General features: G+C 42.4%; 8 protein-coding genes. 6 read left to right on the top strand and 2 right to left on the bottom strand.

The window, feature by feature from the left end:
- Positions 1-126: 126 nt before the first annotated feature.
- On the top strand, positions 127-1128 hold the full coding sequence (locus MTBBW1_RS14295) for an ABC transporter substrate-binding protein (RefSeq protein WP_080804452.1): 1002 nt from the start codon (positions 127-129) through the stop codon (positions 1126-1128).
- A gap of 137 nt (positions 1129-1265) precedes the next feature.
- The gene (locus MTBBW1_RS14290; protein ID WP_080804451.1) at positions 1266-4049 is read left to right on the top strand and encodes a SpoIIE family protein phosphatase; all 2784 of its coding nucleotides are present in this window, start codon (positions 1266-1268) and stop codon (positions 4047-4049) included.
- 262 nt (positions 4050-4311) lie between these two features.
- Here MTBBW1_RS14290 and MTBBW1_RS30370 read toward each other — a convergent pair whose 3' ends face one another.
- Positions 4312-4431: a YSIRK-type signal peptide-containing protein gene (locus MTBBW1_RS30370; RefSeq protein ID WP_222424065.1), complete on the bottom strand. Its 120-nt coding sequence runs from the start codon at positions 4429-4431 to the stop codon at positions 4312-4314.
- 347 nt (positions 4432-4778) lie between these two features.
- Here MTBBW1_RS30370 and MTBBW1_RS14280 point away from each other — a divergent pair, with 347 nt between their 5' ends.
- The 4 genes from MTBBW1_RS14280 (at position 4779) to MTBBW1_RS14265 (ending at position 12101) form a co-directional block, all read left to right on the top strand.
- The gene (locus tag MTBBW1_RS14280; protein WP_139786776.1) at positions 4779-6458 is read left to right on the top strand and encodes a hybrid sensor histidine kinase/response regulator; all 1680 of its coding nucleotides are present in this window, start codon (positions 4779-4781) and stop codon (positions 6456-6458) included.
- Between the two features lie 84 nt (positions 6459-6542).
- On the top strand, positions 6543-7910 hold the full coding sequence (locus tag MTBBW1_RS14275) for a hybrid sensor histidine kinase/response regulator (protein ID WP_186441319.1): 1368 nt from the start codon (positions 6543-6545) through the stop codon (positions 7908-7910).
- A gap of 232 nt (positions 7911-8142) precedes the next feature.
- A complete protein-coding gene (locus MTBBW1_RS14270) occupies positions 8143-9924 on the top strand; it encodes a sigma 54-interacting transcriptional regulator (protein ID WP_186441318.1) in 1782 nt (593 codons plus the stop codon).
- A gap of 17 nt (positions 9925-9941) precedes the next feature.
- Complete coding sequence (locus MTBBW1_RS14265; RefSeq protein WP_080804446.1) at positions 9942-12101, top strand: hypothetical protein; 2160 nt, start codon at positions 9942-9944, stop codon at positions 12099-12101.
- A 248-nt stretch (positions 12102-12349) separates the two neighbouring features.
- Here the strand turns inward: MTBBW1_RS14265 and MTBBW1_RS14260 are convergent.
- On the bottom strand, positions 12350-12902 hold a 553-nt coding region (locus MTBBW1_RS14260; protein WP_186441317.1), incomplete at its 5' end, for a hypothetical protein.

Here is a 12902-nt window from a genome sequence, read left to right as displayed (position 1 = left end):
AAATTATTGGCACACATTTTGCTTTTGAGCAGAGCGTGCTATATAACAGTCTCATTATATTATAAATATCTTAATGGGTAAGTTATTAAAACCCTATTACTAAACATCGGACATAAAGGAGGTCTTTTGCATAAAAAAAGAATATATCATGTGACCATGCTGCTCTGCCTTCTGTTCTGTTTCCTGATGCCAGGGCAGGTTTTGGGAGAATCGTTCAAAGTGTTTGTGGTTATGAGCTATGATGACCAGTATGCGTGGTCCCGGGAGATCAAGGAGGGGATCGAAAGCGTCCTTCTTCCTGCCTGCACCCTTGAATATTTCTGGCTGGACACAAAAAGAGACCTTGAAGGTGGATACGAAAAAGCCAAACAGGCATTTGACGTTTATCAGAAAATTCAACCAGACGGAGTCCTTGCCACAGATGATAATGCCCAGTCCATTTTTGTGGTGCCGTATTTAAGGGGAAAGGTAAAAACCCCTGTAATGTTTTGTGGTGTAAACGCTGAACCGGATGAATATGGATATCCTGCATCAAATGTAAGTGGTGTTCTTGAAAGACTTCATATCAGAAGTTCCATCGCATTTGCACAACTTTTGATTCCCTCAATAAAAAGAATAATCTATATGATGAGAGAAAGCCCTTCTTCAAGTGCTATTTTCAAGCAGTATGAGCGTGAGCATGATACCTATCCTGTTGAATCCGTGGCCTTTATAATGTCCAAAACACTTGATGACGCCCTCTCTTCCGTCAGTAAACTGCGTGGCAGGTGTGATGCCCTTTTTTACGAAACTATGGAAAGTATTCGGGATAAGAATGGAAGGTTGTATTCTGACGGTGAGGTACTTCCCATGGTGTCAGAAGCATTTGGCAAGCCCTTGATATCCAACAATTTATTTCATGTGGAATCTGGCACCCTGTGCGCTGTGATCAAAACTGGTCAGGAGCAGGGAGCAACAGCTGCAAAGATGCTTTTGAACGCCATGCAGGGAACGCCTGTTTCACAGATAGAAATAACCCATAATAGATATGGCAAACGAATCCTTAATCTCAAAGTCATGAAATCCATGGGTATCAGGCCAGCCTCAGAAGCGCTCAAAGGTGTGCAACTTGTAGGAACCGATAATTAACAGAAGAGAGTACCTGCGGTCTCCTGAATTTGTAGGGCGCATGATCCCTAGTTACTGCGCAAGTTACTGCGCAAATGAGTTCAGGGAGATTTCATCAACATTTTTAGCACTGCCAAAGTACCTTATGAGAGGATAGCATGACCGTTACCAGAAAACTGTTATTGATCAACACCCTGATCTGCGCGGCATTTGTTTTTATGATAATGGTGGTATTCTTTTCCTTCCGTCATATTGAAGAGGTTTTAACCACAAGGTTTGCTTCGGAAACCCACAGGATTATCGAAAATTCAAACATGGCAAGGGAGTTGAGCCGTGTTCTTTCAGATATGAACCTGATATTAAGAACATTTTATGAAAAAAGCGAAATTCTGGACACCGAAGGAAAAAGGCTTTTCAATGGAATAGATGCATTGTTGGCAAAATCAGGCAATGAGGAGATGAGTATCTCCCTTGGACGCTTTAAACAGCATCTTATTCATATTCTTGACCAGTGCGGGGATGTGAATCTTGTCAGGGAGGAGCTCAGGGAAACGGAAAAAAGATTTGATGATAGCCTGATATCTCTTGATGAGATCATTGCCCGGCGACTTGTGGAATTGATGATAGAAGGGGAAAATACGTCGGATCTGGAACAGTTGAGCAGTATGGTTGGGGGATGGCGGGAATCTTTCATCCGCATGAAACTTACATTTGTCAATCTCGGGCTGGAACATTTCAAGCACCCCATGGAAGAAAAAGCCCACCCTTTGCTTGATCAGGCAGATGATCTTCAGATGAGACTCCGTACCTTGACGGCGGCAACTCCTGATATTGCAGCACATGGAAGAGAGCTTATCCATCAGTTGAACCAATACAAGGCACTTGTTGCCAGTAACCATAATGTTGTTGAGAAGCTTGGCGGACTGCTGGAAGAAAATGACCTTGAAAAAGAGACAATCCTTCTTTTGATGGAAAAGATGGACACACAAATCTCCAGAAGGACAACGGAATCCACAAATACCCTGAAATCACACATAAACAACTCCATGATGCTAAATTTAATGATTTTCATTGGGGTATTGCCTGTTGTCATTCTCGGGGGAATGACAGCCTATTCCATCAAGGAGCCAACCGGGAAAATTATAGAATATATAAGACGTCTATCAAGGGGAGATGTGCCGGACCCCATTACGGATCTTTATAAAGGAGAATTTGCACTGGTAAGGGATTACCTGAATCGTCTGATACAGGCCACCAGGAATGTGACGCAGATTGCAGAGGATATTGCTGCCGGTAACATGGGAATCCCTGTTCAGGAGCGCTCTGAAAATGATCGGCTGATGCAGGCCTTGAACCGGATGATTCAGAGGCTTGATAAAATTATCAGTGAAACAAGGGGTATGATCCTGAGTGTGGGAGCAGGAAAGATGGATGTCCGTGGCAATGCCGAAGCCTTTGAAGGCGGGTGGCGGGATCTTGTGGCCGGAGTGAATGACCTTATTGAGGGATTAAGTTCTGCTGTCTCAAGTTCTGCCGCCCTTGGTCAGGAGATGGCGCTTGCCAGAAATATCCAGACCTGTCTGTTGCCGGCTCCGGCATCCATAGACAACATTCATCCGGACTTTGATATCTCTGCAATCATGCTTCCGGCGGATCAGGTTGGTGGGGATTTTTATGAGATCGCCCTGGACAGGGAGAAAAATCTCAGAATTGCCATAGGCGATGTTTCCGGACACGGTGTAACGCCGGGTCTTATCATGATGATGGCCCAGACGGTTCACTCAACTGTGTGTGCCAATTTTGACAGTGATGCTCGGGATATGGTTGTAAAAATCAATGAAATCCTGTATGCCAATGTAAATGAGCGCCTGAACGAAAACCATTTTATGACATTCAACGCCCTGAAGTACCTGGGTTATGGAAAATTTGAACATGCCGGTGCCCATTTGAGAATCATTGTTTATCGACGGAAATTGTCTCAATGTGAATTGATTCCAACAGAGGGTATCTATCTTAACTTTAAAAAAGATATTTCCAGACCCACAAAAAACGCCTGTTTTGAGATGGAAGAAGGGGATATCATGTTGCTTTACACAGATGGTCTCACCGAGGCACGGAATGAAAGGGACGAACTTCTGGATATTGACGGGCTTGTTTCCATTATCGAAAGACATGCTTTAAACGATCCTGGCTGTGAATCAAGGCTCATGAAGGATAAGATCATGTCTGATGTCCTTGATTGGTGCGATAAAAAAAGAGATGATGATATGACGTTGCTCATTGTCAGGAGAAAGGAGGGGCGTATGAGTGAAGAAAATAGCCTCCCGGAAAGCAGGTATGAAGAAAATTCTGTTGTTATCGGAAATTTTATTCATCCTGATCACACAAGCCTGTTTGATCTGTCAAGTACACTTAGGTTCAGGGCTAGATCCATTGATCAGAAAAAGCTGTGGGAATCAAAGGATCGTTCAGCCGAATTCATGGGGGATATCTGGTCTCTTTTTGTTGATTCTGAAAAAGCTGAGCGGATAAAGACGCTGCTTCACTCTGTGTGTGTGGAGCTGATAGAAAATGCGGTAAAATATGGCTGTCAGGATAATGATTATATTGTCACCATAGAGCTGTGTCTTAAAAACGATGAACTTCTGGTCTATCTTATCAATACATGCTCTCCTTCGAGGATACCCGCTCTTGAAGAGTCTGCCCGTCTGATCCTTGCAACCAGGGATATCAAGACATTGTTCAGGCGGAAAATGAGAGAGGCAAAGGCTGCTAAAAAGCTTGGACAGAACAGATCTCAACTAGGATTTATCCGAATACTAATGCAGCATGTAAATCTTGCTTGGAAAATCAATACAGAACCTGATAAATCTGCTGTTGTAATAACCCTGGCAAGGATACCACTTATGGAAAAGGACGACATAAAAGGAGGGGCTATATGAATATCCAGGGAAACACCTACGAGGTAAGTTTCGACGGTAAGGGCACCCTTGTGATTTCTGGTAAACTTGCTGCCATGCCCGAAGAGTATGAAAAGATGGAACTCTTCTTTGAAAAAGTTCTTGATACTTTTGTAAATGATTGGGCTGAGGGAGCTACAAAGGAACTGCTTTTGGATTTAAGGGCGCTGACCTTTTTAAACAGCTCTGGCATCAAAACCATCTGTGTCTCCCTTGTGATGGAAGCAGATGACGTGGAAGGGCTTCATCTGAGGATACTGTGCAGTGAGTCTGTTACCTGGCAGGTGGAAACTGTTCCGACATTCAGGGATCTGATGGAGAATCTGGATATTGTTTTTGAATAACAGCCATGGCGGATATCCATCACAATCGAAGTATTGAAAGTCCTGAAAAGACGGGGGCTTTTTAATAACGTACATGGCGGATAGCCGCCACAATCGAAGAGATGAAAGTCGTTTTAAAAACAGCTACTTACTGAGACTTTCATATAAAACCCCCATGTTTGCTGACGCATCACAACTAAACATGAAAGTCGTTGTATATCAGCAGGTTACGGAGACTTTCTAATAAGCGGGTATGATTGAGTATCAATCACTCCAAAATATAAAAATGGGAGCCGTTTTAACGGTAAAGTAATTCCATGCACAGTAAAGACAAACAGATAGAGACTCTTCAGAAAAAATAAAAAAACTGGAAGCAGCTCTTAAGATCGTGACACGTCATTCCGGCAAGACAGAGAACCGTATGCGAGAGCAGTTTGAAGTCATTTCACAGACCATTCCTGTTCCCATGATAATCAGCACCAAGGCTGGTGAGGTCTTTTTTGCCAATTTGAATGCACAGAAAATTTTTGGATACTCTTTCGATGAGTTCACAAAACTTAATGCATCGTTACTATATCATAATCCTGAAGATCGAAAGGGGCTTATGAAAATACTGATGAACAGGGGAGAGGTTGAGGGATTTCGTACTGATCTAAAAAAACATGATGCTTCTCTTTTTCCGGCGGTTCTTTTTTCAAAGCGGATTTTTTTTGATGACCATGAGTCCTTTCTTACAATCGTGCATGATTTAACTGAGGTAATGTCTCTGGAAAAACAACTCCGGCAAACCCAAAAAATGGAAGCCATTGGAACTCTGGCAAGTGGTATTGCCCACGATTTCAATAATATTCTGGCAGCGATTATGGGATATACTGAGCTTATAAGAGATTCAATGGATTCGGAAACTGAACAAAAAACAATTGACTATCTTGATAAAGTTCAGAAAGCTGCAAACCGTGCAAAATCAATGATAATGCAAATGACGGCATTTTACAGGAAACCCGAAAAAGAGAATAAACCGTTTCGTATCAGTGCGATTATCAGCGAAGTGGTCAAAATGATGAGTGAATTAACCCCTTCCAATATTGATATCAGATGGGATATTCCATCAGACAATCAAACCGGCGTTCCATCAAACAATCAAATCGGTATTCCATCAGACAATCAAACCGGCGTTCCATCAGACACCCAAACCGCCATTCAATCTGACATCCAATCAGACATTCAAACCAGCCAGATTATGGTGACAGGTGATTCAACCCAGATTCACCAGGTCGTGACAAATCTTATAACAAATTCTGTACAGGCTTTGTCAAGTAAGGGAGGCACCATTGATGTTCTTCTTGAAAAAAAGAAGATCGTGTCAGATTTCACTGGAGAACAACCTGGAGATGTTCAACTTGCCGCACTCAAACCTGGTACATATGCCAGGATCACTGTAAAAGATAACGGCCCTGGAATCAGTGAAATAGTTATTAATAATATTTTTGATCCATTTTTTTCTACAAAACCAGTGGGACAGGGAAGCGGAATGGGGCTGGCTGTGGTTCATGGCATCATGAGTGGGCACAATGGCTCTGTCACAGTTGACAGTAAACCAGGACAGGGAGCTGCATTCCATTGTTATTTTCCTGTCACTGAAAAAGAGGATGGAAATGTTGAAACTGTTGTTTACTCTGAATTTGAGATCATTCAAAAAGGGAATGAACACGTTCTGCTTATAGATGATGAAACCATGATACTGGAAGTATGCAATGAAATCCTCCTGAGTATGGGATATCGGGTAACCCCCTGCGAGGGAAGCCGTGGGGCATTGGATATTTTTAAACTTGACCCTAAGGATTTTGATCTTGTTATTACTGATAATACAATGCCGGAAATGAGCGGTATAGAACTAACTGAAGAGATCCTTAAGGTTCGCCAGGATATTCCTGTTATATTGATGACAGGTGATTTGGTTAAAAATGAGTCTGATTTCAAAAAAACAGGGATTCGGGCATATATTCAAAAACCTTTTGATATAAGAGAGATGCAGTCAGTTATTTACAGGGTTCTGGCCAGGAGATAGATTCTATTATTTTCCGGCACTGTTGTTCTCCTCTGCTCCCTCGATGGTCTATCGTTGCAGTAAATTTCATTACGGAGAAGAGATGTGAAAAACTCTGAAGAGTGGAAAATTGTTGTTATTGATGATGAAGAGGATATCAGGGAAGTTGTCTTTATTGTGCTTCAGGACTCCGGTTATTCAGTTCATACAGCAGGGGATGGCTTGTCAGGTATTGAGCTTTGCCGGAAGGTAAAGCCCCAGATTGTGCTTACAGATATAAAAATGCCAGGTATGGGTGGGCTTGAAGTACTTGAAACCCTTAAAAGTGAATTTGAGTCAATTGAAGTCATTGTCATTACTGCTTTTGGCGACCTTGATATTGCCATAAAAGCCCTGCAGCTTGATGCCTCTGATTTTATAACAAAGCCTCTGCATGAAGATAATCTGCAACTTGCACTCAGTCGGGCAAGGGAACGCTATACTTCAAGGAAAAAATTAAAGGAGTACACCCTGTTTCTTGAACAGGAAAATATAAGTCAGGCCAAACTTCTCCACAGGGACAAGCTGATCTCACTTGGGCGCTTATCGGCAAGCGTGGTTCACGAAATAAATAATCCCCTTGCAGGTATATTGAACTATTCAAAACTTATGGGTAAAATTATAAGGCAAAAATCATTGACGCCTGAATATATACAAAAATTTATCCACTATCTTGACCTCATAGAGTCAGAGTCATCAAGGGTTTCAGATATTGTATCAAGTCTTTTGACCTTTTCCAGAAAAACATCTCCTGTTATTTCCGATGTATCCATAGAGCAGATGATCAATAAATGTATTCTTTTAAGCAAACACAAAATGGAGCTTGGACAGATATCTTTTTTGTGCTCAATCGCACCGGATATTCCCATGATCAAGGGAGACTTTAATCAGCTTCAACAGTGCCTGATAAATTTGATTTTCAATGCCATTGATGCCATGTCATACATACCCTCAAACACTTTTTCAGATACTCCAGACGATTCAAATAATACCATTACCTCTTATGATACAAAAAATCGCAATTCAGTTGGAAAAAGAGGAAAGCTTGAAATAAGGGCATTTTGTGAGTCAGGAGAAAAGCTTGTTTCAGAAAAGAAGAGAATTGCAGAAACAAAAGGTGGAGAATTTAAAGAAACAAAAGGTGGAGAATTTAAAGAAACAGAAGGTGGAGAATTTAAAGAAACAGAAGGTGGAGAGTTTAAAAAGTCAGGTGGAAGATATGTTGTTATACAGGTTATTGACAACGGTCACGGGATTGAAAAAGAGAACATGAAGAAAATATTTGAGCCGTTTTTCACAACCAAGGATGAGGGTTATGGTGTGGGTCTTGGACTCTCCATTATATTCGGAATTATGGAACGTCATGGTGGGTATGTGGATGTCTCTTCCGAACCTGGAAAAGGAAGCTGTTTCAGCCTGAAATTACCGATTTAATTCCGAAGGAGGAATTTGATTTAACAACGTGCCGTCAGAGAGATAAAACTCAAAGTCGACACCTATGATCTTGTAAGCCTTGTCAACACTGTCTGAATCAGGATTCTCAAGATTAACAAGATAAGGCAGGATTATATATCCTGAGCATCCTATCCATCCTGGTTATCCTGGTTCAGACAACTGCAATAACTTCTGAAAAAGCAATAAGATGTCGATTTTGAGGATAAAAACAATGGATTTAACATGCTATCACCAGTGGCTGAAGATACTTGACCATTTAAACATTGCAGTATTGCTCATTGATTCTCAAAGGCGGGTTCAGAAAGTAAATGCCAGTGCCGTAAATCTGATAGGCCTTGGGCTTCATGAGATTGAAAACCAGGATTGCCAGGAGATTTTTTGCGGTATTCCCTGCTTTTCAGTCTGCCCTTTTCAGGAGAACGGTGAGACAGATATTCGGGACATGGATATTGAATTTCTTGATGAGGCCAATGAAAAACATAGAGTAACCAGGGTAGGGGCACCACTTCTTGACAATGACGGAATTGTCAGGGGTTGCATGACAATTCTGCAGGATCACTCTCCATACTCAGATCTTCTCAATCGTATCCACTACGAGGAGCAGAGCCTCAAGATAATCCTTGACAGCCTCAATATCGGAATCTTTACAGTGAACCGCAGCGGCTTGATGACTTTTTTCAATCGGGCTGCGGAAAAGATCTCAGGGTTTAACCGGATGAAACTTCTTGGACGCAAATATACCACAATATTCGGGGAAACAGGCGATGGCGAAAAAAGCGAAAATACCTTTCGTTTTGCCCTTGAAAGCGGCACCACTGCCACAGCCCTGAAGGGAACGCTGTCAAGCTCTGAGGGCGAAAAAATTCCTGTAAATGCCGACTACATACCCTTGCTTAATGATCATGGAAAAATAATCGGAGGGCTTGCGGCACTTCAGGATATGACCCTTGCCTATCAGCTTGATCAGGTTATAAGCGACAAGTACTCGTTTCATCACATGATTGGCAGAGCCCCTGTGATGCAGAGGATATTTGAGCTTGTCAGGGTGGTTGCCAGAACTGAAGCAACCATTTTAATAGAAGGCGCCACAGGAACCGGAAAAGATCTGCTTGCCAAGATTATACATTCGGAAAGCCGCCGCGCCAACAGGCCCTTTGTCAAAATCAACTGTGCTGCAATTCCTGAAAATCTTCTTGAGTCTGAGTTCTTCGGATATGCCAAGGGCGCCTTTACCGGTGCTGACAGGGATAAGCCCGGCAGATTCTGTGAAGCCCACACAGGAACCATTTTTCTGGATGAGATAGGTGATCTGCCGCTGTCGCTTCAGGCAAAGCTTTTGCGGGTACTTGAGGATATGGAGTTTTATCCCCTTGGTAGCAGAAAAACCAAAAAGGTGGATGTCAGGATCATATCAGCCACCAACAGGGGACTTGAGCAGCTTGTGGAGAAAAAACTTTTCAGGGAAGATCTCTATTATCGCCTTAATGTCATGAGGATTGACCTTCCTCCCCTTGTTGAAAGAAAGGCTGACCTACCGCTTTTGATTCGTCATATTTTACGGAAACTGTCTGCCACCATGGATAAACCCCACATTGAAATCTGCGAAGAAGCCATGAGGGTTCTTCTTAACTACTCCTATCCCGGCAATATAAGAGAACTTGAAAACATCATTGAACATGCATTGATAATCTGTCAGGGAGATGTGATCAACAGCCTTCATCTGCCCATATATCTTCTGGAGCAAAGGCATGGCAAACGTCATAAAGTGTGTTTAGATGATGATGAAAAGGAGACATTAAATGGGACTGATGGTGATTGGGAGATTGAAAATACTCCCCTTGAGGGGATTAGAAAGAACATCGGCAATAATGAGAAAAAAAGAATCCTTGCAATTCTTGAAGAGCATGACTGGCACCGTGGCAGAACAGCCACGAGCCTTAAGATGGACAGAAGCACGCTTTGGCGAAAAATGAAAAAGTATGGATTACAATGACAAAGGAATAGGTAAAAATGAGACAACTATCTGTGACAGGCTTTATTTTTGTATTTCTGACAGCTTTTTTAATGACATCATCAGATGCCAAGCTCATGGAAAAAGCTGAAATTGAAAAAGGCTGGCGTATGGAAGTGACACGCTCTGTGGGTATGGACGGAACAGAAAGCTACACCAATGGATATCAGGCGCCTTTTCGTGTTTTTCAAAAAATTCAGTTTACAGATCAGGTGACGAAAACCGACGGTAAAATGATTCAGGAAGTAACAAGAAATGTGGGAACTGCCGACTTCAACACCCTTGACCCTGAAAGCGGCCAGATGGTGAAGCAGGAAATAATACCCTCCGGAAGCCTTTTCCGTGTTTTGCATACACAATATGGCTCGGAGTTGTTTGATGGCAGCAGTGGTGATCAGATATGGGATGAGGATAAGGTGTCTGCTTTTTCTCCACCTGTTGTTCCTGCTTTATGGCCGGAAGGAGATTTGAAAAGAGGCCAGAAATGGTCATATCGAGGAAATGAGGTTGTCTCCAGAATCGCTCTTATTGATATCATAGGTGGAACGATTGAGCTTGGTATTGAAGATATAAGCAAAGAACCTTCTACTGGTCTTGATACTGCACTTATAAGAGGCAGACTGCAAACAAAGGTGGATTTGGGCAGTATGGTTATGGATTTCAATGCTGACGTTTCCATTGATCTGCCCTTGAAGCTGGGAATTCCCTTTATGGTCAAGTTTGATGGCACATTGTCAGGCGCTGGAACAGTGCAGGATCAGTATGGTCAACCTGTTGGGTTTCAGGTTAATGCATCCGGTACGTACCTTCAGATTGCAAAACCTTCAAGCGAGATTTTTGCTTCGATTTCTTCCGGAACCGGAACAACACATAATGAAACGGAAGTGATTGTTGAGAAGGGTAAAATTGATGCTTCCGGAGCACTTCGCATTCCCATGAACAGTCAAGCAGGGAATGCTTTATCGCTTGGTGGAGGCATGTCATCATCCGGAGGGAATCTCTCGTCTTCTCAAGGAAGTTTCATATCGTCCGGAGGCAGTAGTGGTTCCTCCTTTGAAGGAACTCTTCCACCCTCTGGAAGCTCTTCTTCATCCTCTATGGATAGTGATTCGCCCTCTCAAAAAGGAACAAAGGCGCCTGTTTATCAATATCGCCTATATCAGGATGTCACAGAGAATGCATTTACAGTGATGGTTCCTGAAGGATGGCAGGTTCAGGGTGGTATAATGAAGATATCTCCCAATAATATTCGTACAGTTGTGGATGGATGCGGGAAAAAACTCTATTTTACCATCTACGATCCTGTCACTATGGCGTCTATTACCTATTTTCCAACCGAGATGTACGCATCTTCTGCACCCGGAACATCAATTATCAATGTACCGGCAGGGCAGGTTCTTAACGGGATGGTGCAGATGCCACAGTTGCTATCTCCTTCGCAGTATGTTCGTCAGGTTGTTTTCCCTTCACAAAGCTCAGATGTTCAGAATGTGCAGTGGGGTAAGACAGAATCACTTGCCTCTCTTGCCTCAGCCTGGAATAGAGCCTTTCATGCTGAAGATCAAATTCCTCCGCAGATAGTTGCAGAGTCCATTGAGGTGGCATATGATCGTGGCAACACCCGTTTTGGAGAGCTGTGGACATCTCTTATCACCAGTGTAACCGTCTATACAAGCACCATATGGATGCCTGATTTCACGGTTGCTGCAAGCGCTCCCTTAGAAAAAACCGATGAGCTTGCCCCTGTCCTGAAGGCTGTCATTACCTCATTTCGTATGAACTCCACCTGGCTTGCAAATGCATCTGCTGGATTTGATAAATGCACAAAAGGTGTTGTGGCAACCCAGGAGAAAATCCGTGAAATGGACAGGAAAATTTCGCAGAAACTTCGCCAGGTGCAAAGCGAGATTAACCGCATTGACAATGATATTGTCAGCAACACCAACAAAACCCGCTCAGTAATCCAGGAACATGAACACAACACCCTTATGGGCGAGGATAAGTACGAAGATACAGGGACAGGTGCGCGTTATCTTATTGATATGGGATATGATCGCAATTTTACAAATGGCGAACAGATCATACAGACCAATGACTGGACATATGAGCCTCCACCTGGATATCGTGATATGAAGAATGTTCATGTTATAGATGAATAAGTTGTATATATTGCAACGATCCATTCGCTTGTTTTTTTTAGTGTTTTTACAAACTGCCCAAACACAATATATTGTGTTTGGATCGGTAGAGACGAGGCATGTCTTGTCTCTACTGTTATTATAAAGACTTTCATTCATTAGATTGTGGCGGGTGTCCGCCATGTAAGGTTATTATTTAATTCTGGCAATGGTAAATGGAGCATTCTGATGCTTTTGATTTTATCCTGGACTTGCTATTGTCTTATCAATCATCTATTTGAAAGAAGCCGAACTTCTTCTATGGGAATTGACAGTATATCTGCAATTTTTTCTAACGAAATTTCCTGTTGCTTCAATTTTAATATACTGTTGTATTTGAATTCTTCCATTTGTTTAAAAGCCGTTTCTTTTTCCCTTCTCTCCCGTTCTCGTTCCTTTTTTTCCGTCTCCCATTGTTTTTGTACATCTTTTTTATCCTTCAAGGCATTTTGATATTTTTCGATCATTCTCTGATATTCCAATGCCTCGGTTCTCTGTGCCCTGAGAAACTCCTCCCTGAGACGGTATTGCTCACGCAATGAATCTTCCTTTGTAAATGTCTGAAGCATATCATATACCTCCATAATTCCCTGGTTTTCTTTAAGTGCAGGCTCAAGGGGTTTTTGATTATCCTGGGGTTTTGCAAGAAAATATGCCCATTGTTCCAATGGTGCCTCAAGAAACTTTTTCTTTTTTTCGCTGCTGCTGATCTGTTTAAGACATTTCTGAAGTTCGATGTAGTAAAGATGCCAGTGACCTGTAAGGGGCATGTGGGAACGAGTA

Source organism: Desulfamplus magnetovallimortis, from assembly GCF_900170035.1.
Classification (GTDB): domain Bacteria; phylum Desulfobacterota; class Desulfobacteria; order Desulfobacterales; family Desulfobacteraceae; genus Desulfamplus; species Desulfamplus magnetovallimortis.
The sequence above is the reverse complement of the archived record's forward strand: the minus strand, read 5'-3'. Positions and strand labels throughout refer to the sequence as shown.

What these genes read in the sequence shown, in the direction of transcription:
- MTBBW1_RS14270 (WP_186441318.1), top strand. Translation starts at nt 8,143, where the DNA reads ATGGATTTAACATGCTATCACCAGTGGCTGAAGATACTTGACCATTTA.
- MTBBW1_RS14290 (WP_080804451.1), top strand. Translation starts at nt 1,266, where the DNA reads ATGACCGTTACCAGAAAACTGTTATTGATCAACACCCTGATCTGCGCG.
- MTBBW1_RS14265 (WP_080804446.1), top strand. Translation starts at nt 9,942, where the DNA reads ATGAGACAACTATCTGTGACAGGCTTTATTTTTGTATTTCTGACAGCT.
- MTBBW1_RS30370 (WP_222424065.1), bottom strand. Translation starts at nt 4,431, where the DNA reads ATGGATATCCGCCATGGCTGTTATTCAAAAACAATATCCAGATTCTCC.